Genomic DNA, 21,579 nt, shown 5'->3' on the forward strand with positions numbered 1-21,579 from the left:
TCGGTCGGGAAGAGCCGTCACCGCCCTTCTCTGCCACCGAAGTTAGAAATCAGGACCCCTCGTCGGCGTCACGCTCCAGAGCCGTGTTCGCACGTAGCTCTCAGGTATGACGGGGGTTACCTGAGAGGCACGCCTATGCCCAAGTCGCCCCACCCGTAGCCTGGTTAGGGTTCGTGAAATGACCAAGAGCGACTGGCGCCACGACCGCATCGGCAGCGCGCACCGCGGCGAGAACCCCACCGTCCTGCGCCGCCTGGACTCCGGTTTCGCCGTGATCGGAGACCGGCAGTTCCTGCCCGGATACTCCGTACTGCTGGCCGACGACCCCGCGGTGACCCGCCTCTCCGACCTCCCCCGGGCGCGCAGGACCGGGTACCTCGCCGACCTGGAGCGGCTCGCCGAGGCCGTCGAGCGCGCGTGCCGCCGGCTCGACCCGGCCTTCCGCCGCGTGAACATCGAGATCCTGGGCAACACCGACCCGTACCTCCACGCGCACATCTGGCCCCGCTACGGCTGGGAACCCGCCGGACGCGTCCGGCTGCCCGTGTGGCTGTACGAGGAGGAGTACTGGCGGGGCGAGCAGCACGCGCTGAGCCACCGGCACGACGGTCTGCGGGTCGCCATCGGGGAGGAACTCGATGCCCTGGACGCGCAGTCCGACTAGCCCTGGCAGCGCAGTCCGACTAGGAGGTCGTCGCCACGCGCACGCCGAAGCCGATCAGGACCACACCCGTCACCCGGTCCAGAGCGCGCCGGACGCGCGGCCGCGCGAAGAACCGCCGGGCGCGCGAGAGGACGTACACGTACGTGCTCAGCCAGGCCACGGTCAGCAGCACGTGCACCAGCACCAGCAGCGCCATGCCCGCCGTCGGGCGCAGGCCGGGCGGGGCGAGGGTGGGAAGCAGCCCGGTGTAGAAGACGGCGATCTTGGGGTTGAGGGCGTTGGCGACGAGGCCGGTGCGCCAGGCTCCGCCCCCGCCCGTCCTGCCGGAGCCGAGCGCCCCGCCCGCCTCCCGGAGGTCACCGGCCGGCTCCGCGCCCGGCCCGCGCAGCGACTGGACGCCGAGCCAGCACAGGTACGCGGCGCCCGCGAGCTTGACCGCGAGGTACACCTGGGCCGATGCGGCGAGCAGCGCCGCCAGGCCCGCCACGGTGAGGGCGCCCCAGAGCAGCAGTCCGACCGCGATCCCCGCGACGGTGCGCAGCCCGTCGGCGCGGCCCCGGGTCACCGCCCGCCTCGTCACGACCGCCATGTCGGGGCCGGGAACGAGGGTCAGGAGCGCCAGGACGCCGGTCGCGCCGAGCAGCGGGGTGAGGTGGGGGCCGAGCATGCGGCTCAGTCTGCCACCAGGGGTTCGACGTAGCCCGCGGGCATGGCGCGGGGCCGGGTCCTGGCCGGGGCTGGTCCAGTACTCCCGCGCTCCCACGATCTCCCCTTCGCGCACCGTCCACAGGGAGACGGCCCGGTGGACCACGTGGTCCTGGGGACCTCCGCCTCGGTGACGACGAGGTCGCCGTCCGCCAGGATGCGCAGCAGGTCGACGGATCTCTCGTCCTCGTAACCGTCGTCGCTGTTGACCGCTATGAAGTCGGCCCGCCCTACGATGCGTTCGCCGCTGACGGGCCACTCGATGACCGCGTCCTCGGCGATGAGATCGGCCACGCACGCCAGTCGCGGGCCCCGATCCGCGCCCGGAGTTGTGCCATTGCATTCAACGGCTCCATGGTCGGCAGTGTCCGACGGCCCCTCGACGTACAACAAGCGTTGCCTGCAGGCTTATTGACTCCGACGCAATCGCCGCTGCCGCTGCCGCTGCCGCTGCCGCGGCTTAGGGCTGTGGCCGGTTGCCTGCCGCCGGGGTGGGCTGCTGGGGCTCGCCCCAGACCCCGCCCCGGACTCCGGCCCTCAAGCTCCCCCGGCTACCGCTGGGAGGCGGCGCCCCCAGGCGGGGCTGGATCGTCGGGGGCCGGGCTGGACGGCCCGTCCGGGGGCGGGAGGGTGGAGAGGGTGTCCAGGGCGGTCGAGAGGCGTTCCAGGACCTGGACCGTTTCGGTGAAGGCGGCGTCGCCCAGTGCTTCCGCGAGGCGGATCGCCAGAGATGCGTGGCCCGGGCCGATGCGGGCCACCGCCTCGCGGCCGGCCTCCGTCGGGCGCAGCAGCTTGGCCCGGCGGTGCGCCGGGTTCGGGACGTACTCCGCGAGGCCCTTCGCGGCGAGCAGGTCCGCGATGCGCTGGACGCTCTGGCGGGTGATCCCCATGGCCCGGGCGATGCCCGCGACCGGCAGCGGTTCGTGCAGCACCGCGCCCAGTACCTGCCACCACGCGGCCGTGAGTCCGGCCGGCCGGGCCAGTTCCTCGGAGACCGAGAGGAACTGGCCGTTCAGCCGGAACACCCCGAGCGCGGTCCGGCTCAGCAGGTCCTGCCGTTCGCGGAGCGGCGGCTCATGCATCGCCCGCCTCCGCCGCCGCTGCCAGTACCGGGTACGCGCTCGCGTCCGAGTCGTGGAACAGCCGGTACCACGCGTCCAGGACGTCCGGCTTGTACACGTCCAGGCGGGCGAAGACCTCGCGGGCGAAGGCCACCGGTTCCGTCGGCCCCGCCGTGATCAGGTCGCCGTCCGTCACCGCGTCGGCCTCGGCGTACCGCCCGGCGCCGCCGTAGCCCGGCTGCTCCGCCAGGTAGAAGGAGGCCGCACTGGTGTGCGCGCGGTCGTCCAGCAGACCCTCCCGGGCGAGGCCGGCCGTGGCCCCGCAGATCGCCGCGACGGGTACCCCGGCGGCCAGGAACTCCCGTGCCTTCGCCGCGAACGGCGCCAGGTCCTCGCTCGTGTCCCACAGCGAGGCGCCGGTGAGGATCAGCAGGGAGGAGTCCTGCGGGCGCAGTCCGGACAGGGCCAGGTCGGGCTGGATGCGGACGCCGCCCATCGTGGTGACCGGCCGCTCGACGGTCAGGCCGACGGTGCGGATCCGGTGACCGCGCTGGGTCAGGTGCGCAGTGGTGTGGCCGGTTTCCCAGTCCGCGTACGTGTCGTAGACGGCGAGGTGGACGGGCTTGCGCGGGGTCTCGCTCATGGTGATCGCCTCCGGAGTGAGTGGGATCCGACTTCCAGACCACGTTTCTATGACAAGAGACTGTCATGACGACAGTATGCTGTCAATACCCCGGCACTCCGCCCGCGCGCCGACAGACTGCCGAGAGCCGCCCCCCACCCCCATACAGTCCGCCGATATCCCTTCCCACCTGCGCACTTCTAGCGTGACGCCATGACCCCTCATGTCGCCTCGCACACCCTCGCCGCAGTGAAGGACGCCGACCGCAAGCACGTCTTCCACTCCTGGTCCGCCCAAGCCCTGATCGACCCCCTCGCCGTCGCCGGGGCCGAGGGGTCGTACTTCTGGGACTACGACGGCAAGCGCTACCTCGACTTCTCCTCCCAGCTGGTCAACACCAACATCGGCCACCAGCACCCCAAGGTCGTCGCCGCGATCCAGGAGCAGGCCGCCCGGCTCTGCACCCTCGCGCCCGGCTTCGCCGTCGACGTCCGCTCCGAGGCCGCACGCCTCATTGCCGAGCGCACCCCCGGCGACCTGGACAAGGTCTTCTTCACCAACGGCGGCGCCGAGGCCGTCGAGAACGCCGTCCGCATGGCCCGGCTGCACACCGGCCGGCAGAAGGTGCTGTCCACCTACCGCTCGTACCACGGCGCCACCGCCGCCGCGATCAACCTCACCGGCGACCCGCGCCGCTGGCCCTCCGACACGGCCGCTGCCGGTGTCGTGCACTTCTGGGGCCCGTACCTCTACCGCTCCGCCTTCCACGCCACCACCGAGGCCGAGGAGTGCGAACGCGCGCTCGCCCACCTCGCCGACACCATCGCCTTCGAGGGACCGCAGACCATCGCGGCGATCATCCTGGAGAGCGTGCCCGGCACCGCCGGCATCATGACCCCGCCGCCCGGCTACCTCGCGGGCGTGCGCGAGCTCTGCGACCGCCACGGCATCGTCTTCATTCTGGACGAGGTCATGTCGGGCTTCGGCCGCACCGGCACCTGGTTCGCCGCCGACCACTGGGGCGTCACCCCCGACCTGATCACCTTCGCCAAGGGCGTGAACAGCGGGTATGTGCCGCTCGGCGGCGTCGCCATCTCCGCCGCGATCGCCGAGACCTTCGCCACACGTCCCTACCCGGGCGGACTCACGTACTCGGGCCACCCCCTCGCCTGTGCCGCCGCCGTCGCGACGATCAACGTGATGGAGGAGGAGGGCATTGTCGGGCATGCTGCTCACCTCGGCGCGAACGTGATCGGCCCGGCGCTCGCCGAGATTGCCGAGCGCCACCCCTCCGTGGGCGAGGTCCGCGGTCTGGGCACCTTCTGGGCGCTGGAACTCGTACGGGACAAGCAGACGCGCGAGCCCCTCGTCCCCTACAACGCGGCGGGCGCCGCCAACACGCCGATGGCGGAGTTCGCGGCGGCGTGCAAGGCGTCCGGCCTGTGGCCCTTCGTCAACATGAACCGCACCCACGTCGTCCCGCCGTGCACCATCACGGAGGCGGAGGCGAAGGAGGGCCTGGCGCTCCTGGACGAGGCGCTGACGGTCGCCGACCGCCACACCACGGCCGCGGCCGGGTAGCCCCACGCGCGCCCGCACGTCCGCGCAGGTGGCTGGTTTGCGTCCGTATAACGGGCACTAAATCCGCATACCGATCTTCAACCGCTCTATTTCGGCCGCGCTGCCTGGCCTATGGTGTCCGGAGTTCTACAGAGGAGACGGACCCCTATGCCAGGCAGCGGAGCTGTCACCCGCAACACACTTCGCCAGCAGATCGCGGACGCGCTGCGTGACGAGGTGCTCGCGGGACGCCTGCCGCCGGGGACCGAGTTCACCGTCAAGCAGATCGCCGAGCAGTACGAGGTCTCCGCGACCCCGGTCCGCGAGGCGCTCGTGGACCTCTCGGCCCAGGGGCTGCTCGAACTCGTCCAGCACCGCGGCTTCCGCGTGCGGATCTTCTCCGTGGACGACTACCGGGGAATGATCGAGGCCCGCTCGCTGGTGGTGGACGGGATCTTCCGCAGGCTCGCCGAGCGGGGCACCGCCGTCGGCTCCGGCGAGACGCTCGTGTCGGTGCGCCGCAGGGCCGAGGAGGCGCGGCGGGCCGCGCAGAGCGGTTCGCTCGAAGTGCTGATCGGCTACGACCTGCGCTTCTGGCGGGAGCTGAGCGCGCTGGTCGGCAACACCTACATCTCCGAGTTCCTGCACCGCATCCGGGTGCAGTGCTGGGTCTTCGCCGTACCCCACCTCCAGCGTGATCCGCAGCAGCTGCGGGCGGGGCTGTGGGACGGGCACAGCGACCTCGTGGACGCGGTGACCCTCGCGGACGAGGACGCGGTACGGAGCATCGTGCAGGGCTACAACCAGCACGCCCTGGCCTGGGCCGCCGGACTGTAGCGGTGCGCGGAGCCGGGCTGTAGCGGTCCGCGCGGCCAGGTTGTAGCGGTCCGCACGGCCAGGGTGTCGTGGTCCGCGTGGCCGGGCTGTCGTGCCCATGGCGTCACCCACCGTGGACCAGGTTTTGCGCACCCCTTCGCGGAGGGTGTTCGGCCCACTACTCTGGCCGGATCGGCGGCATCGACTGATCGGAGCCCGCGTGGCCTGTGACCTGTGGCTGGTACCCCTTGTCGACGTGCTGTGCCACAGCCCCGACAATCCCTTCGCGGAAGAGATCGCCTCGTACGACAAGGCGCTGGGGGAGGCCGGACTGCCGTCCGTGCCCGTGTTCGCCTACATGCCGGGCCTGAGCGGGGACGTCGCCCCCGTCGCCGGCTTCGACTACGACGCCCTGCACTTCCTGCGGCGTGCGTACCTGCTCCAGATCTGCGGGCTGCCGGTGACGCCGGTGGACGAGCTGGGCGGGGACTACGAGCAGCTGCTGGAGATGTTCGAGCCGACGGCGCAGCAGTCGCATCTGGTGTGGCACTACGACCACGCGGGCGCGTACGTTCCGGTGGACTTCGCGGCTCCGCTGGCCAACGAGGAGCTGCTGGCCGGCGGTGGTCCGCTGGGGTCCGCGCAGGGGTTGTTGCGGGAGCTGGAGTTCGTGGCGTCGGCCATCGGGATAGATCCGGGGAATCCGCCTGCCGCGCCGGCTCCGCCGGGGCGGCCGACGTCGTTGGAGGAGCCGGCGGGGCCGATTCCGTACGACGACAGTCCCTTCGCTCGGGAGCGGCATGTGTGGTTGGGGTTGCATGCGGCTGCGACGCGGAGTCTTGGGCAGGGCTCGATGATCATCTTTAGCTGATCGGGGTCGGGGCGGGCCGGAGCCGTTACGGGTGGCGGGTTGCCGCTGCGCGGAGCTGGTCCCCGCCCCGCCCTTTCTCCGTTTCCCGGGGCTCCGCCCCCGGACCCCGCGATCGCCGGCGGCGTCAAAGACCTGGGGTTCCGCCCCAGACCCCGCGCCTCGAACGCCGGCGGGGCTGGGTTTGGCTTCGTCCCCGGGCCCCCGGCCCCGCCAGCACCGCGGGGCCGGAGCGTGCCAAGGGGGCTGGAGGGTGCACGGCGGGGCTTGGAGGGTGGACGGCGGGGGGATGGGTGGGGGGTGCCTCGCGCTGCCCCGGTTGCCGCCCCGTGGGGCTGAAGGGCAGGTCAGCGCGGCTGTTCCGGGGGGCGTTGGCGGGGCATGTTGGGGCGGGTGCCCGGGGGGAGGGGGAAGCGGGCCGGGGGGATGTACGCGTCCGAGCGGGCGCTCGCGGCGCCCAGGGACTGCATCACCAGCGGAGCGGGCCCCGAGCTGAACTCCACCATCCACTCCGCGGTCTCGGAGCGGACCAGCTCCGTCACGTCCTCCGAGAAGCGCCGCAGCACCGTGAGGCAGCGCTCGGCGGCCTCGCTCGCCGTGCCCTCCGTCGGGCCGAGCACCTCCCGTACGTTCTCCGAGGCCCAGTCGAACTGGAGCGTCTGCAGACGGCGCTGGACCGCCTGCGCGGTGGCGACGTCCCGCATCCAGCCGGACGTCAGGCCGAAGAACCGGTCGCCGGCCAGGCAGGCCGCGCCCAGCAGCAGCGCGAGGAACCCGTACGCCGACGCGCCCCGCGCCGAGCCCGTCAGCTCCAGCAGCGGCATCGCGGCGCCCGTGACGGCGCCGAGGGCCGCCCCGGCGCGCAGTACGCGCGCGCCCCGGCGCTTCCACGCGCGGTCGGACAGGTACCACTCGGCGGTGCGCAGCGCGTCGTCCTCGACCCGGCGGTAGAGCTCGTCGAGGCGCTCCGCGGGCTCGCCCCAGTCCCCGAGGGGGAACGGCCGGCCGGTCAGATCGCCCGCCGCCATAGGCCCGCCGCCCTCCTCCCGGGGATCCCGGGGTGGCCCCTCGGGCTGCATCTCCGGCTGGCTCACCCGGCACTCCCTCTGCCTGCGCTGACGTGTGGTGGTGCGCGTGTGCGCAATGGTGCGCATGCTCTTCCTACCTTCGAATGACGCGCGATGGACAACGTATCCCGGGATTTCCGCCCGCAAGGAGGGCGCCAGCAGGTACGCGCACGCCCCGACTCTCACTCGAAAGAGTTGGTCCTCACGGCGTAGGGCGCAGCGCCCGGGGAGCACGTAGGCTCGGATTGACCAAGCGTCCCGACTGTACGGAGTGAGTTACCTGTGATTCCCGGTGGTGGCCAGCCCAACATGCAGCAGCTGCTCCAGCAGGCCCAGAAGATGCAGCAGGACCTCGCCGCGGCCCAGGAGGAGCTCGCCCAGGCCGAGGTCGAGGGCCAGGCCGGGGGCGGTCTGGTCAAGGCGACCGTCACTGGTTCCGGTGAGCTGCGCGCCCTGGTGATCGACCCGAAGGCCGTGGACCCGGACGACACCGAGACGCTCGCCGACCTGGTGGTCGCGGCTGTCCAGGCGGCCAACGAGAATGCCCAGGCGCTCCAGCAGCAGAAGCTGGGCCCCCTCGCCCAGGGCCTGGGCGGCGGCAGCGGCATTCCCGGTCTCCCGTTCTAGTACCCGCACCGACACACAGAGAAAGAAGGCAGTCCGTTGTACGAAGGCGTGGTCCAGGACCTGATCGACGAACTGGGCAGGCTGCCCGGCGTCGGGCCCAAGAGCGCGCAGCGGATCGCCTTCCACATCCTGCAGGCCGAGCCCACCGACGTCCGCCGCCTCGCGCACGCGTTGCTCGAGGTGAAGGACAAGGTCCGGTTCTGCGCGGTGTGCGGCAATGTGGCGCAGGAGGAGCGGTGCGGCATCTGCCGTGACCCGCGCCGCGACACCACGGTCATCTGTGTCGTGGAGGAGCCGAAGGACGTCGTCGCGATCGAGCGGACCCGCGAGTTCCGGGGCAAGTACCACGTCCTCGGCGGAGCGATCAGCCCGATCGAGGGCGTCGGCCCCGACGACCTGCGCATCCGTGAGCTGCTGGCGCGCCTGGCGGACGGCGAGGTGACCGAGCTGATCCTCGCCACCGACCCGAACCTGGAGGGCGAGGCGACCGCCACCTACCTCGCCCGCATGATCAAGCCGATGGGCCTGAAGGTCACCCGCCTGGCCAGCGGGCTCCCCGTCGGGGGAGATCTGGAGTACGCGGACGAGGTCACGCTCGGGCGGGCCTTTGAAGGAAGGCGACTTCTCGATGTCTGATGCAATGCTGCACGCCATGGGCCAGGACCCGGACGATTTCGCCGCTTCGATCGCGGACCAGATCGAGTCCTTCATCGTCGCGGTCACCGAGGTGGCCAAGGGCGAGGACCCGGACAGCGCGGTGCCCTTCCTCCTGCTGGAGGTGTCCCAGCTGCTGCTGGCGGGCGGCCGGCTGGGCGCGTACCAGGACGTGCTGCCCGACGAGCGCTACGAGCCCGACCTCGGTCCGGAGCCGGACGTGGACGACCTGCGCGAGCGGTTCGCGCTGATGCTGGAGCCGGTCGACGTCTACTCCGAGGTTTTCGACCCGTACGAGCCGCGCAAGGTTCCGGTCGCCCACCGGATCTCCGACGACCTGGCCGACGTGGTCGCCGACCTGCGGCACGGGCTCATCCACCACCAGGCGGGCCGGATCACAGAGGCGCTGTGGTGGTGGCAGTTCTCGTACTTCACCAACTGGGGCCCGACGGCCTCGGCCACCCTGCGTGCCCTCCAGTCGCTGATCGCGCACGTACGCCTGGATCAGCCGCTGGCGGCCCTGGACGGCCTGGACACGGACGAGGACCTGGCCGAGGAGGACCTCGCGGAGCAGGCCGGTCAGGTCATGGCCGAGGAACTCGGCGGGCTCGGCCGCAAGTAGCCGCACGTAGAAGCCCCGGTGGGGAACGTAAGCTGTGATCTTTTCGTCTCATGATGTGGTACGAAGCGGTCGGATCGCGGCCGCTCGTTAGACTGCACCAGCAATGAGACGGACTGAGCGAGGAGCGCACGTGGGCCTTGTCGTGCAGAAGTACGGAGGCTCCTCCGTAGCCGATGCCGAGGGCATCAAGCGCGTCGCCAAGCGGATCGTGGATGCCAAGAAGAACGGCCACCAGGTGGTCGTCGTGGTATCCGCGATGGGCGACACGACGGACGAGCTGATCGATCTCGCCGAGCAGGTGTCTCCGATGCCTGCCGGACGCGAATTCGACATGCTGCTGACCGCCGGAGAGCGGATCTCCATGGCCCTGCTGGCCATGGCGATCAAAAACCTGGGCCATGAGGCCCAGTCGTTCACCGGTAGCCAGGCTGGCGTGATCACCGACTCGGTCCACAACAAGGCGCGCATCATCGATGTCACGCCGGGCCGTATCCGCACCGCGCTGGACGAGGGCAACATCGCCATCGTCGCCGGCTTCCAGGGCGTGTCCGCGGACTCCAAGGACATCACCACCCTCGGCCGGGGCGGCTCGGACACCACCGCCGTCGCGCTCGCCGCGGCGCTGGACGCCGAGGTCTGCGAGATCTACACCGACGTCGACGGCGTCTTCACCGCGGACCCCCGCGTCGTGAAGAAGGCCCGGAAGATCGACTGGATCTCCTCCGAGGACATGCTGGAGCTCGCCGCCTCCGGTTCCAAGGTGCTGCTGCACCGCTGCGTCGAGTACGCACGCCGATACAACATCCCGATCCACGTCCGCTCGTCCTTCTCTGGACTGCGCGGAACCTGGGTCAGCAACGAACAGCCGCAAGGGGACGAGCAGGTGGAGCACGCCATCATCTCCGGAGTCGCTCACGACGTCTCCGAAGCCAAGATCACGGTCGTCGGCGTCCCGGACAAGCCGGGCGAGGCCGCGGCGATCTTCCGTGCCATCGCGGACGCCGAGATCAACATCGACATGATCGTGCAGAACGTGTCGGCGGCCTCGACCGGCCTCACCGACATCTCCTTCACCCTCCCCAAGGCCGAGGGCCACAAGGCCATCGACGCCCTGGAGAAGGCGAAGGGGCAGATCGGCTTCGACTCCCTGCGCTACGACGACCAGATCGGCAAGATCTCCCTGGTCGGCGCGGGCATGAAGACGAACCCGGGCGTCACCGCCTCGTTCTTCCAGGCGCTGTCCGACGCGGGCGTCAACATCGAGCTGATCTCGACCTCCGAGATCCGCATCTCGGTCGTGACCCGCCAGGACGACGTCAACGAGGCCGTCCGCGCCGTGCACACGGCCTTCGGCCTCGACTCCGACAGCGACGAGGCCGTCGTCTACGGAGGCACCGGACGATGACCCGAGCCCGGTCCTCCGGCCCGGCGCTCGCCGTGGTCGGGGCGACCGGAGCCGTCGGCTCCGTCCTGCTCCAGATCCTGTCCCAGCGGGCGGACGTCTGGGGCGACATACGCCTGATCGCCTCCGCGCGTTCGGCCGGCCGGGTGCTGGCCGTCCGCGCGGAGGAGAGCGAGGTGCTCGCCCTCACCGAGGACGCCTTCGACGGCCTCGGGCCGGGGGACGTCGCGATCTTCCTCACGCCGGCCGAGGTCTCGGCCCGCTGGGCCCCCGTCGTCACCGCGCGCGGGGCCGTCGTCGTGGACCAGTCCGCCGCCTTCCGGGAGGATCCCGAGGTGCCGCTGGTGGTGCCCGAGGTCAACGGGCACGCCGTACGGATCCGGCCGCGCGGCGTCGTCGCGGGCCCCGACTGCGTGACCGCCGCGATGATCGCGGCCCTGGGCGCGCTGCACGCCGAGTACACCCTGGCCGAGCTGGCCGTCTCCTCGTACCAGGCTGCGGGCGCCGCCGGCCGGGCCGGCTCCGAGGTGCTGCGCCGCCAGCTGTCGCTGGTCGCCGGGACCTCCCTCGGGGAGCAGCCCGGGGACGTCCGCCGCGCCGTGGGCGAGGACACCGGGCCCTTCGCGGCTCCGCTGGCCCTCAACGTCGTGCCGTGGTCCGGTGAGCTGCGCGAGGACGGCTGGTCCTCGCACGAGCTGGCCGTACGGGCCGAGACCCGCAGGATCCTGGACCTGGCGGAGCTGCCGATCGCCGTGACCTGCGTACAGGTCCCGGTGCTGACCGGGCATTCGCTGACCGTGCGGGCCCGGTTCGAGAACGAGGTGGACGCCCCGCACACCCGGGAGGTCCTGGAGGCCGCGCCCGGTGTGGTCCTCGTGGACGACCCTGCGGCGGGGGAGTTCCCGACGCCGGCGGACGCCGCCGGCACGGATCCGGCCTGGGTGGGGCGGGTGCGGGCCTCGCTCGACGACCCGCGCTCGCTGGAGTTCTTCGTGTGCGCCGACAATCTGCGCAAGGGCGCGGCCCTGAATGCCACGCAGATCGCGGAACTGATCGCGGGTGAATTTGCGTAATTCGCTTTGTAGGATCGGTGCTGATCCCTTGATCAAGGTGATGGCCCGACTGCCGTCTCGAAAGACGGGGCAATCGGGAAGAGCGGGTACGCATGAGCGCAATGGGGATATTGCTGGTGAGGCTGCCTCGCGCGTACAACCCTGACGGGGGGACGCGTGTCCAACAGGCGTGGCAGAGGCACTGCTCGAACTGGCCGTCGTACCGGCACGCATCGGGATCATCCCGCCGCGCCGGAGTTCCCGCGCGCCCGGCGGCGGTCTCCCCGTGATCGTTCCCGTCCCGCCGGCGGAGCCGTCCGAGGCGCCCGTACGGGCCGCCTCGCCGACCCGGGGCGGCCGCGTGCCCGCGCCGCGCGACAGCGCTGACGCGGCCGGGGGCAGGGGCGAGACGGCCGGGACGGTGACCGGGGCCGCGTCCGACGTGGCGGCCGGGGCGATGACCGGGCCGGGGGCCGAGCCGGCGGCCGAGGCCGTGGCCGAGGTCGTGGCCGGCACCACCGTCGACCACCTCACGGAGACCTACCAGGCGCACTACCGCTCGCTCCTGGGCCTCGCCGCGCTCCTCCTCGACGACACCGCCTCCTGCGAGGACGTGGTCCAGGAGGCGTTCATCCGCGTGCACTCGGCCCGTAACCGCGTGCGCGACCGCGACAAGACGCTGGCGTACCTGCGCCAGACCGTCGTGAACCTGTCCCGGTCCGCCCTGCGCCGGCGCATCCTCGGCCTCAAGCTGCTGTCGAAGCCGATGCCGGACATGGCGAGCGCCGAGGAAGGCGCGTACGACCAGCTGGAACGGGACGATCTGATCAAGGCGATGCGCGGACTCCAGCGCCGCCAGCGAGAGGTGCTCGTGCTGCGGTACTTCGCGGACATGACGGAAGCCCAGGTCGCGGAGACGCTCGGGGTGTCACTCGGCTCGGTGAAGGCGTACGGATCGCGGGGCATTGCCGCGCTGCGGGTGGCGATGGAGGCTGCGCAGTCATGAGGGACGACCACACTCCGCAGGGCGGGGCGGGCCAGGAAGAGGCGCTGCGGGGCCTGCTGCGCGGGGCCGTCGAGGGCCTGGAGCCCTCCGAGGGCGCGCTGGAGCGGCTGAGGTACGCCATCCCCGCGCGCCGGACCCTCAAGCGGCAGGTCTACGTCGGCGCCGCGGCCGTGGCCCTGCTCGCCGGGACGGCGATCCCGGCCGCGCTGCACATGACGGCCGCGGAGGGCACCGCCACCGACCACTCGGCCATGGCCGGGCACGGGGAACCCGGCGGGAAGCCGGCCGCCGTGCCGTCCGACCCGCACCAGAACGGCGCCGGGGCCCAGCCCAGGTCCCCCCGCTCCACGGGAGGCGCCCCCGAAGCGGGCGGCGCCACCGGGCAGCCGGACCCGACGGCGGCCGGCGCCCCGGCCGGGGGCGTGACGGCCGGTCCGACCGGCACCGGCACGGCTCCGGTGGCGGGCACGGGCCCGCAGCCGCCGGCGGCCGCCGCGGGGGCGCCCGGGTGCGGCGCCGAGCAGCTGGGGGTGGTGGGCTCGGCCCAGGCCCGGCGGGCCGACGGCAAGGTGTACGGAAGCTTCAAGGTCACGAACGTCTCGGCGCGCGGTTGTACCGTCACCGGCCCGGACACCGTGACGGCGGCCCCCGCTGCCGGTACGGGGACCGGGCCGGGCGCCGGGGTCACCGTGGTCGGCCACACGGCCGGGGATCCGGCGAGCGGGCTGCTGCCCGATCCGTCGGCTGAGGCGCCGGCGCTGGTGCTCCAGCCGAACACGGCGTACGAGGTCCAGTTCGCGTTCGTGCCGTCGGGGGAGGCGTGCGCCGCGCCGAGCACGGAGACGGGCTCGAAGCCGCCGGCCCGGTCCGGCGACGCGGCGGGGGCCTCCGGGACCGCGGCGGACGCGCCCGAGCCGAGGACGGACGTCACGACTCCGGCGCCGGCCGGTGTGGCGGTGTCACACACCCCGCAGGCGGGGTCCCCGACCACGCAGACGACGATCCCCGAGGCGTGCACGGGCACGGTGTACCGCACGGGGGCGATCCCGGTGGACGCGCCCAAGCCGTAGGCGGCGAGAGGGCCTCAGGCCGTCGTCGCCGTCTCGGCCGGGAGGAGGCCCGCCTCCGTGTCGCGGAGGGTTTCGAGTTCGCGGCGGTAGAGGCGCAGCCACATGAAGAGCACGAAGGCGACGAAGACGAACCACTCGCCGGTGTAGCCGAGGTTCTGGAAGGCCTTCAGGTCGAGCCCGGTGTCGTTGGGGGCCTGCGCGGGGACCGGGGTCAGCCCGTCGGAGGGGTTCTGCACGGTCAGCCAGGCGTCGTACAGGTCGTACGGGACGAGGTTGACCAGCGAGGCGGCTCCGACGACCCCGAGCTGCCCGGCCGGGAGGCCGCCCTGGGCCTGGACGCCCTTCGTGCCGGAGTTCTCCGAGGCCTGGAGGGCGCCGGTGACCTCGACCCGGCCGGCCGGCGCGGCCGGCGCCTTCGCCGGGTCGGCCGCTCCCGGAAGCCAGCCCCGGACGACCGGGACGGCCTTGCCGGAGTCGGTCTTCAGCAGGGTCAGGACGTAGAAGCCGGTCGCGCCGTCGAGGCGCCGCTCGGGGACCAGCAGCTGTTCGCCGTACTCGCCGGAAGTGGAGGCGAGCCTTCCGGAGGTCTTCTTGTCCACCGGGAGGAGCGATTCCAGCGGCTCGGGCGCCTGGTCGGCGGGCCGCTCGGCGGTCGCCTCCCGATGGCTGTCGACGCGGTCCTCGAACCGGCCGAGCTGCCAGGACCCCATGAAAAGGCAGAAGGGAACGGCGAGCGCGACGAAGACGTTGATCCCCCACCAGCGCGGGGTCAGGAGAAACCGGTGCACCCCACCACCGTACGGGGGTGCACCGGCCATCCCGCCGGGGGGTCAGCGCGGCAGGTGCTTGAGCGCGAACTCCAGCTCCATCCGGACCTGCTTGATCCGCTCCTCCACGACCAGCGAGCCGTGCCCGGCGTCGTACCGGTACACCTCGTGCACCGCGCCGCGCGCCGCCAGCCGGTCCACGTAGTTGTCGATCTGCCGGATCGGGCAGCGCGGGTCGTTGACGCCCGCCGCGATGTGGACGGGAGCCGTGACCCGGTCCACGTACGTCAGCGGGGAGGACGCCTCGAAGCGGTCCGGGACCTCCTCCGGCGTACCGCCGAAGAGGGTGCGGTCCAGGGACTTCAGCGCCTCCATCTCGTCGTGGAATGCCGTCACGTAGTCCGCGACCGGTACGGCGGCCAGGCCCACCGCCCAGGCGTCCGGCTGCGTGCCCAGCCCCAGCAGCGTGAGGTAGCCGCCCCAGGAGCCGCCCGACAGCACCAGGCGCGCCGGGTCGGCGAGGCCGGAGGCCACCGCCCACTCCCGGACGGCCGCGATGTCCTCCAGCTCGATCAGGCCGACCCGGTGCTTGAGGGCGTCGGTCCACTCGCGGCCGTAGCCGGTCGAGCCCCGGTAGTTGACCCGCACGACCGCGAAGCCGTGGTCCAGCCAGGCCGCCGGGGCCGCCGCGAAGGCGTCGCTGTCGTGCCAGGTGGGCCCGCCGTGGATCTCGAAGACCGTCGGGAAGGGGCCGTCGCCGTGGCCCGCCGGCCGCTGCGCGAGGGCGTGGATCCGTCCGCCGGGGCCCTCCACCCACACGTCCTCCACCGGCACCGAGCCGGGAGGCCGGAAGCCGGGCGGGTCCAGGACGATCCTGCCCGCCGTGGACCGTACGGCCGAGGGCTCGGCCGCCGAGGACCACTGGTACTCGACCGTCCCGTCGGGGCGCGCCGTCGCACCGGAGACCGTGCCCGGCGGCGTGTCCACGCGTACGAGCTCCCTTGCGGCCAGGTCGTAGCGCCAGAGCTCGCTGCGCGCCTCGAAGCTGTGCGCGACCAGCAGGGCGGAGCCGTCCGGGTACCATTCGGCGCTGACGTCGCCGGGCAGGTCGATCGCGAGTTCTTCCTCGGATCCGGTGGCCACGTCCCAGACCATCGGCTCCCAGCGGCCGCGCCGCTGGTGGCCGACCAGCAGCCGGGTGTCGCCCGCGACCGGGGCGAAGCCCAGTACTTCCAGGCCCAGCTCCTCGGTACCGCCCCGGGAGTCGTCGAGGTCGGCGACGGTGGTCCCGTCGAGGGTGAGCACGCGCAGGGCGGAGTGCATCGCATCGCCGTGCTCGGTGTGCTCGACGGCGATCAGCGTTCCGTCGCGGGACAGGTCGCCGACCCCGGCGGACTCCCGGTGCCGGTAGATCACGGTGGGCGCCGGGCCGTCGGGGCGTACGACGTGGATCGTCGAGCCGTCCTCGTCCGTGGAGCGTCCGACGACGGCCGTCCCGTCCCGCCCGATGGCGAGCCCGGCGGGGTAGGAGGGCTCCAGGCCCGGGGTGGCCGGTTCGTCGGGGCCGCCGGCGAAGGGCTGGCGCACCCAGGTGCCGAACTCGTCGCCGTCGGTGTCGGAGAACCACCAGATCCACTCGCCGTCGGGGGAGAGGGTGCCGTCGGTGGTCCCGTTGGGGCGGTCGGTGGCCTGCCGCTGGGTGCCGGTGGCGCGGTCCCAGGCGTAGAGCTCGAAGGTCCCGGTCGCGTTGGAGACGAAGAGCGACCGGTCCGGGGCGTCCTCCGCCCAGTCGGGCAGCCCGACGCGCGGTGCCCGGAACCGCTTCTCCCAGTCGGGCATCTCGGGGGTGATCTCGCTGTCGCTGGTCATGCGCCCATTGTGGCCGCCGCGGTCGCCGGGATGCCGACTGCTCCGTACGGGCGCACAGTGGAACCCGTAGTCCAAGGAGGAACGATCATGGCGAAGAAGGCTCGCACCGGTCACCACGGCCACCATGCCCACCAGGACTCCGAGCGCGCGATGGCGAAGAACACGGCGGCCGAGGCGCGCGCCAAGGCCGCGGTCAGGGACGTGCAGTCGCTCTCCGCGAAGACGCGGGGCATGCAGCAGAAGGCCCAGGCCAAGCGGGGCTGAGTCCGGGAGGCGAGCGGAGGTCCTCGGAGATCGCCCGGGCAGGGCCTACGGTGGCCGCATGCGGATGATCGTCCGGGGCGCCCGGCTGCTCCACACCGATGGCCTGTCCGACGTGGAGGTCGCCGAGGACGGCCGGATCGCGCGGGTGGTCCCGTACGACGACCAGAAGGAGCCGCCGGCCACGGGCACCCTGATCGAGGCCCACGGCTGCCTCCTCACCGCGCCCTTCGTCGAGCCGCACATCCACCTCGACACGGCCCTGACGGCCGGGGAACCGCGCCCCAACGTCTCCGGCACCCTCTGGGAGGGCATCGCCCGCTGGAGCGAGCGCAAGCAGACCCTGACCCGTGAGGACGTGCTCGCGCGGGCAACCGAGGTGCTGCGATGGCAGGCAGCGCAGGGGGTGCTGCACGTGCGAACCCATTGCGACATCACGGACCCGGCCCTCACCGCGCTCGACGCGCTGCTCGAAGTGCGCGACCGTGTCCGGGACGTCATGAGCCTGCAGATCGTGGCCTTCCCGCAGGAGGGCATCGTCTCGTTCCCCGGCGGCGAGGCGCTGCTGCGCGAGGCGGTCACGCGCGGCGCGGACGTCGTCGGCGCCATCCCGCACTTCGAGGACACCCGCGAGGACGGCGTGGCCTCGCTGCGGACGGCCTTCGCACTGGCCGAGGAACACGGCCTGCGGGTGGACGTCCACTGCGACGAGATCGACGACGAGCAGTCGCGTTTCGTGGAGGTACTGGCCACCCTCGCGCTGCGTTCGGGCCTGCGCGAGCGCGCCACGGCCTCCCACACGACGGCGATGGGCTCCTACAACGGCGCGTACAGCTTCAAACTCCAGCACCTGCTCGCCCGTTCCGGCATCAACCTGGTCTCCAACCCCTTCGCCAACCTGGGCCTCCAGGGGCGCTTCGACGCCTATCCCAAGCGGCGCGGCCTCACCCAGGTCAAGGAGATGCTGGCGGCGGGGGTCAACGTGGCCTTCGGCCACGACGACGTGATGGACCCGTGGAACGCGCTCGGCACCGGAAACCCGCTCCAGACCGCCCTGGTCGGGCTGTACGCCGCCCAGCTCACCGGAGCGGACGAGATCCCGCTGGCCTTCTCGATGGTGACGGAGCGCGCGGCGCGGGTGCTGGGCCTGCCGGACACGGAGTACGGCATCACGGAGGGCGCCCCCGCCTCCTTCGTCCTACTGCCGGCCCCGACGCCGGAGGAGGCGCTGCGCCGCCAGGTCCGCCCCCGGTACGTCGTCTCGCGCGGCACCGTCCTCGCCGAGACCCCGCCCGCCCCGGCCCTCCTGTACTGGCCGGGCGAGCCCCGGTCGGAGGTCGACTTCGGCAGGAGCCTACGCTGACGCCCCATGACATGGTCGCTTGACACCCCTTCAGCCCGGGCCGCCCTGGAGATCGCTTCGGAGTACGCGGACGCGGACCTCCTCAACCACTCGGTCCGCTCGTACGCCTTCGGCGCGCAGTACGCGGAGGCGCACGGCCTGGCGTACGACGCGGAACTCCTCTACGTGTCGGCCCTGGTCCACGACCTGGGCCTGACCGCGCCGTTCGACAGCCACACCCTTCCCTTCGAGGAGGCCGGCGGCCATGTCGCGCGCGTCCTGACGGCGGGCCTGGGCTGGCCTGCGGCCCGCCGGGCCCGCGCCGCGGAGGTGATCGTCCTGCACATGCGGGACGACGTGAGCGCGGCCGAGGACGTGGAGAGCCACCTCCTCCAAGTCGGTACGAGCGCCGACGTATCGGGCCTGCGCGTATCCGAGTTCGCCCCGTCGTTCACGGCCGGCCTCCTCGCCGCGTATCCGCGGGGCGACTTCGGCGCCTCCTTCCTCGCGCTGGTCGAGGACCAGGCCGAGCGCAAGCCCGACTGTGCGGCGGCCGCCTACGTCGCGGGGGGCGCGGCCACCCGAATCGCGGCGAACCCGCTGGAGCGGTTCGGCCGGCAGGGCTGAGCGGCGGCTGTCACAGGCCGCGCTCGATCATGCCGATCAGGTCCTGGCCGGCGTCGTGGGCCTGGGCTGCGGTGATGCCGCGGAGGGGGCCGTCGATCATCAGCACCGCCAGTCCGTGCACCGCCGACCAGGCGAGGAACTCGGCGCCCGGGCGGCGTGCGGCGGGCAGCAGGCCCGTCTCCACGAGGTCGTCCAGGGCGGCACCCAGCAGTTCGAAGGGGGTCAGCCCGCCCGCGCCGGCGGCGGTGGTGTCCGTGGCGTAGGTCATGTCGGCCGGGACGTGGAACGCGGTGCGGAAGAGCCCAGGCTCGGTCACGGCGAAGCGGATGTACCCCGTCCCGACGGCGCGGAAGCGCGCGCGGGCGACGGCCGCGTCGTCGGCGGTGCCCGCGTCGGCCGTCGCCGCGTCGGCCGGGCCCGCGGCGGCGGTCGCCCGCGCGATCTCGTCCTCCATCGTGAGCGCCACCCGGGCCATGGCCGCCTGCGAGACCCCGTGCACCAGGGCCGCCCGGTCGGCGAAGTGCCGGTACGCGGCGTTGGGCGAGACCCCGGCGCGCCGGGTGACCTCGCGCAGCGAGACGGCGTCGGGGCCGCCCTCGCGGGCCAGCTCCAGCGCCGCGTCGAGGAGGGCGTTGCGGAGGTTGCCGTGCCGGTACGTGGCGCGCTTCGCCGGTGGATCGGAGTCCGGTGTCGTGGAGGGCATTCGCTTCTTCTCTCACATGTGGACAGCGTCTACTTGCAGGTCGCAGCCTAAGGGCGGGAAGTGGACATCGTCCACATACGGAGGGGGCGCCACCCCGCTGGTCACCCCATCCGCCACCGCGTCGGATAGCGTGCCCGCATGTCGTGGGACGAGATGTCGTGGGACGAGGACGGAACACCGCACCCGCTCGCACTGCGCCGCACCGGCCGCAGCGAACTGGAGCCGGACCGGCTGCCCGAGATCCGGGAGCTGGAGGCACTCGGCTGGGAGCCCGCGCCCGAGGAGCTGCGCTGGGCGTTCCTCCCGTACGTCTGGCCCCCGGCGGCCCGCACCTGGATCCCGGACCGCTCCACCCACTGGGCGGTGGAGACCTCACTGGACGGCCACGGCCACATCACCGGTGTGGAATGCGCCCCGCTCCCCGAGACCGACCTCCGCGAGCTCGACGGAGAGACCGACAGGGCCCTCGCCGCCCTGGGCCTCCCGCCCCGGCCCACCGGGCGCCTCTGGCTGCTCCGCCCGGTCGGCCCCTTCGCCACGGTCGGCGAGGTCCTCGACCACCTCGACGCGAGGGCCGCCTACCGCGGCACGGAACCGGGCCTCAGCCCCGAATTCCTCGACCTGACCCGCGCCGAACTCGCCGCACTCCAGGAGCCCCCGGCCGGCAGTGTCTAGACCGACGCCGTGGGCGTGGCCACCCGGTCCCCGGGCGCCGGCGCGTCGGGGTGGAATCGGGACACGAGCGGGCCGGTCATCATGGTGGTGACCACGGCCATGACGACCATCATCGAGTACAGGGATCCGTCCAGCAGGCCCAGCTCGAGACCGACTCCGAGGATCACCAGCTCGGTGAGCCCCCGGGTGTTCATCAGGGACGCCAGGGTCGCGGCGGAGGCGCGCGGGAGCTTCTGGGAGCGGGCGGCGAGGTAGGTGCCGCCGAACTTGCCCCCGACGGCCACCAGCATGATCAGGGCGAGTTCCGCGAGCCCGGGCAGGCCGAGACCGCCCAGGTCCACCTGGAATCCGGCGACCACGAAGTAGACGGGCAGCAGCAGTCCCGTGAGATGGCCCGTGCGTTCGCGGAGGTCCTCGCGCAGCGCCCGCGTCCCCTCCCGGGGCAGGACCAAGCCGAAGACGAACGCGCCGAAGATGTGGTGCATGCCCATGGCCTCGGTGGCGGCGGCCGACAGCAGCGCCCCCGTCAGGACGACGGCGAAGCGGAGCGGGGTGAAGGGCTTCGCTTCGCCGCCGGGCGCCAGGCAGCGTCGCAGCAGGGGTCGCACCGCGAACAGCATGACCAGCAGGTAGGGGAGTACGAGAAGGACCAGCCAATGGCCGTCCCCGGCGCCGACGGATGCGCTGACCCCGGCGAGTGCCGCCCAGGCGACCACGTCGACGACGGCCGCCGTGGCCAGGGCGATCCCTCCCACCGCGGTCCGGCTCAGCCCCCGGTCGGTGAGGATGCGGGCCAGTACGGGGAACGCGGTGACCGAGACGGACAGTCCGACGAAGACGACGAACGCCGCGCGGTCAGTGCTCTCGTGACTGCGCATGAGGACGAAGGCCAGTCCGGTGCCGAGGAGGAACGGCACGGCCGACGAGCCGATGGCCGCGGCGGCGGTCACCCGGCCGTTGCCCCGGAGGGCGGCGCCGTCGATCTCCAGACCGACCGCGAACATGAACAGCGCGACGCCGAGGCCGGCCATCCCGGCGAGCACCGGACGCACCTCGGCCGGCAGCAGCGTCTCGCTCAGCGGGCCCCCGAGCAGCGTCGGGCCCAGCAGTACGCCGGCGATGATCTCCCCTATGACCGCGGGCTGCCCGACCCGCGTCGCCAGGTGTCCGAGCCCCCGCGCCATGGCGAGGACGAGTGCGATGTCGATGAAGAGGAACTGCAACTGATGACTGGTCATGTCCCCGGACCTCGTCGATCGGTGCGTGTGGTGGCCGACACGACGATGCCCATGACTCCGCTGCTGTAGCGGAAGACGGTGATGAAGATCTTGACCTCGGGAAGAGTCCCGATTCCGAGGCATCACGTTTCGATCATCGTGCGGGACCGGGAACCAGGGATCGGGGAACCAACTGGTGAACGACGAGCTCGGATGACGACGCCGGCCGAGCGCGAGAAGCCGATCACGCGCCTCTCCCGGATTCCTCCCGTCCGGATTTCTCCCGACCGATCACCCGGAACGCAGGAAGGGCCTGACCCGC

Annotated in this window: 24 protein-coding genes; 15 read left to right on the forward strand and 9 right to left on the reverse strand. The window is 72.4% G+C overall.

Annotated elements, in window-relative coordinates; translation table 11 throughout:
• Positions 1–178 precede the first annotated feature (178 nt).
• The gene (locus AB0D48_RS12850; RefSeq protein WP_362394502.1) at positions 179–664 is read left to right on the forward strand and encodes a diadenosine tetraphosphate hydrolase; all 486 of its coding nucleotides are present in this window, start codon (positions 179–181) and stop codon (positions 662–664) included.
• 19 nt (positions 665–683) lie between these two features.
• Here AB0D48_RS12850 and AB0D48_RS12855 read toward each other — a convergent pair whose 3' ends face one another.
• The 4 genes from AB0D48_RS12855 to AB0D48_RS12870 all read right to left on the reverse strand — a co-directional run bounded on the left by AB0D48_RS12855 (position 684) and on the right by AB0D48_RS12870 (position 3,073).
• A complete protein-coding gene (locus tag AB0D48_RS12855) occupies positions 684–1,331 on the reverse strand; it encodes a LysE family translocator (protein ID WP_362394505.1) in 648 nt (215 codons plus the stop codon).
• A gap of 5 nt (positions 1,332–1,336) precedes the next feature.
• Entirely contained in the window at positions 1,337–1,663 is a 327-nt protein-coding gene (locus AB0D48_RS12860; protein WP_362394508.1) for a nuclear transport factor 2 family protein, read from the reverse strand.
• 257 nt (positions 1,664–1,920) lie between these two features.
• A complete protein-coding gene (locus AB0D48_RS12865; RefSeq protein ID WP_362394511.1) occupies positions 1,921–2,451 on the reverse strand; it encodes a helix-turn-helix domain-containing protein in 531 nt (176 codons plus the stop codon).
• Positions 2,444–3,073 carry a DJ-1/PfpI family protein gene (locus AB0D48_RS12870; protein WP_362394513.1) on the reverse strand — a complete coding sequence of 210 codons (630 nt, stop codon included), beginning with the start codon at positions 3,071–3,073 and terminating at the stop codon, positions 2,444–2,446. Before AB0D48_RS12870 ends, AB0D48_RS12865 begins: the two co-directional genes overlap by 8 nt.
• 192 nt (positions 3,074–3,265) lie before the next feature.
• Here AB0D48_RS12870 and AB0D48_RS12875 point away from each other — a divergent pair, with 192 nt between their 5' ends.
• From AB0D48_RS12875 to AB0D48_RS12885, 3 genes are all read left to right on the forward strand, one after another.
• Positions 3,266–4,633 carry an aspartate aminotransferase family protein gene (locus AB0D48_RS12875; RefSeq protein ID WP_362394516.1) on the forward strand — a complete coding sequence of 456 codons (1,368 nt, stop codon included), beginning with the start codon at positions 3,266–3,268 and terminating at the stop codon, positions 4,631–4,633.
• A gap of 147 nt (positions 4,634–4,780) precedes the next feature.
• A complete protein-coding gene (locus AB0D48_RS12880; RefSeq protein ID WP_362394519.1) occupies positions 4,781–5,449 on the forward strand; it encodes a GntR family transcriptional regulator in 669 nt (222 codons plus the stop codon).
• Positions 5,450–5,648: 199 nt separating this feature from the next.
• Positions 5,649–6,299, forward strand: a complete 651-nt coding sequence (locus AB0D48_RS12885) for a hypothetical protein (protein WP_362394522.1) — start codon at positions 5,649–5,651, stop codon at positions 6,297–6,299.
• 344 nt (positions 6,300–6,643) lie between these two features.
• Here AB0D48_RS12885 and AB0D48_RS12890 read toward each other — a convergent pair whose 3' ends face one another.
• Positions 6,644–7,390, reverse strand: coding sequence for an SLATT domain-containing protein (locus AB0D48_RS12890; protein WP_362394525.1), 747 nt, complete (start codon positions 7,388–7,390; stop codon positions 6,644–6,646).
• A 255-nt stretch (positions 7,391–7,645) separates the two neighbouring features.
• Between AB0D48_RS12890 and AB0D48_RS12895 the strand changes: the two genes are divergently transcribed.
• From AB0D48_RS12895 to AB0D48_RS12925, 7 genes are all read left to right on the forward strand, one after another.
• The gene (locus AB0D48_RS12895) at positions 7,646–7,990 is read left to right on the forward strand and encodes a YbaB/EbfC family nucleoid-associated protein (protein ID WP_362394527.1); all 345 of its coding nucleotides are present in this window, start codon (positions 7,646–7,648) and stop codon (positions 7,988–7,990) included.
• A gap of 36 nt (positions 7,991–8,026) precedes the next feature.
• Positions 8,027–8,626 carry a recombination mediator RecR gene (gene recR, locus AB0D48_RS12900; protein WP_030010802.1) on the forward strand — a complete coding sequence of 200 codons (600 nt, stop codon included), beginning with the start codon at positions 8,027–8,029 and terminating at the stop codon, positions 8,624–8,626.
• On the forward strand, positions 8,619–9,266 hold the full coding sequence (locus AB0D48_RS12905; protein ID WP_362394530.1) for a DUF5063 domain-containing protein: 648 nt from the start codon (positions 8,619–8,621) through the stop codon (positions 9,264–9,266). Before recR ends, AB0D48_RS12905 begins: the two co-directional genes overlap by 8 nt.
• Before the next feature lie 130 nt (positions 9,267–9,396).
• A complete protein-coding gene (locus AB0D48_RS12910) occupies positions 9,397–10,671 on the forward strand; it encodes an aspartate kinase (protein WP_362394533.1) in 1,275 nt (424 codons plus the stop codon).
• Positions 10,668–11,741, forward strand: a complete 1,074-nt coding sequence (locus tag AB0D48_RS12915) for an aspartate-semialdehyde dehydrogenase (RefSeq protein ID WP_362394536.1) — start codon at positions 10,668–10,670, stop codon at positions 11,739–11,741. Before AB0D48_RS12910 ends, AB0D48_RS12915 begins: the two co-directional genes overlap by 4 nt.
• Before the next feature lie 169 nt (positions 11,742–11,910).
• On the forward strand, positions 11,911–12,726 hold the full coding sequence (locus tag AB0D48_RS12920) for a SigE family RNA polymerase sigma factor (protein WP_362394539.1): 816 nt from the start codon (positions 11,911–11,913) through the stop codon (positions 12,724–12,726).
• Positions 12,723–13,796 (forward strand): hypothetical protein, encoded by a 1,074-nt coding sequence (locus AB0D48_RS12925; protein ID WP_362394542.1) that lies wholly within the window; start codon positions 12,723–12,725, stop codon positions 13,794–13,796. Before AB0D48_RS12920 ends, AB0D48_RS12925 begins: the two co-directional genes overlap by 4 nt.
• A 14-nt stretch (positions 13,797–13,810) precedes the next feature.
• On the opposite strand, the gene AB0D48_RS12930 is transcribed toward AB0D48_RS12925, so the two are convergent.
• Both AB0D48_RS12930 and AB0D48_RS12935 read right to left on the reverse strand, forming a co-directional pair.
• Positions 13,811–14,584, reverse strand: coding sequence for an SURF1 family protein (locus AB0D48_RS12930; protein WP_362394544.1), 774 nt, complete (start codon positions 14,582–14,584; stop codon positions 13,811–13,813).
• 42 nt (positions 14,585–14,626) lie between these two features.
• The gene (locus tag AB0D48_RS12935) at positions 14,627–16,432 is read right to left on the reverse strand and encodes a prolyl oligopeptidase family serine peptidase (protein WP_362394548.1); all 1,806 of its coding nucleotides are present in this window, start codon (positions 16,430–16,432) and stop codon (positions 14,627–14,629) included.
• Between the two features lie 87 nt (positions 16,433–16,519).
• On the opposite strand from AB0D48_RS12935, the gene AB0D48_RS12940 reads away from it, so the two are divergent.
• The 3 genes from AB0D48_RS12940 to AB0D48_RS12950 are packed head-to-tail and all read left to right on the forward strand — an operon-like array spanning position 16,520 to position 18,662.
• A complete protein-coding gene (locus tag AB0D48_RS12940) occupies positions 16,520–16,696 on the forward strand; it encodes a hypothetical protein (RefSeq protein WP_362394551.1) in 177 nt (58 codons plus the stop codon).
• A 58-nt stretch (positions 16,697–16,754) separates the two neighbouring features.
• Positions 16,755–18,056 (forward strand): cytosine deaminase, encoded by a 1,302-nt coding sequence (codA, locus tag AB0D48_RS12945; protein WP_362394554.1) that lies wholly within the window; start codon positions 16,755–16,757, stop codon positions 18,054–18,056.
• Between the two features lie 6 nt (positions 18,057–18,062).
• A complete protein-coding gene (locus AB0D48_RS12950) occupies positions 18,063–18,662 on the forward strand; it encodes an HD domain-containing protein (RefSeq protein ID WP_362394557.1) in 600 nt (199 codons plus the stop codon).
• Positions 18,663–18,672: 10 nt separating this feature from the next.
• Here AB0D48_RS12950 and AB0D48_RS12955 read toward each other — a convergent pair whose 3' ends face one another.
• Positions 18,673–19,365: a TetR/AcrR family transcriptional regulator gene (locus AB0D48_RS12955; protein WP_362394559.1), complete on the reverse strand. Its 693-nt coding sequence runs from the start codon at positions 19,363–19,365 to the stop codon at positions 18,673–18,675.
• Between the two features lie 138 nt (positions 19,366–19,503).
• Here AB0D48_RS12955 and AB0D48_RS12960 point away from each other — a divergent pair, with 138 nt between their 5' ends.
• Positions 19,504–20,040 (forward strand): DUF5956 family protein, encoded by a 537-nt coding sequence (locus tag AB0D48_RS12960; RefSeq protein WP_362394562.1) that lies wholly within the window; start codon positions 19,504–19,506, stop codon positions 20,038–20,040.
• On the opposite strand, the gene AB0D48_RS12965 is transcribed toward AB0D48_RS12960, so the two are convergent.
• Positions 20,037–21,278 carry a cation:proton antiporter gene (locus AB0D48_RS12965; protein ID WP_362394564.1) on the reverse strand — a complete coding sequence of 414 codons (1,242 nt, stop codon included), beginning with the start codon at positions 21,276–21,278 and terminating at the stop codon, positions 20,037–20,039. The two genes, AB0D48_RS12960 and AB0D48_RS12965, sit on opposite strands and share 4 nt — an antisense overlap.
• Between the last annotated feature and the right edge of the window lie 301 nt (positions 21,279–21,579).

It is taken from the genome of Streptomyces sp. NPDC048269 (assembly GCF_040652395.1).
Taxonomy (GTDB): Bacteria; Actinomycetota; Actinomycetes; order Streptomycetales; family Streptomycetaceae; genus Streptomyces.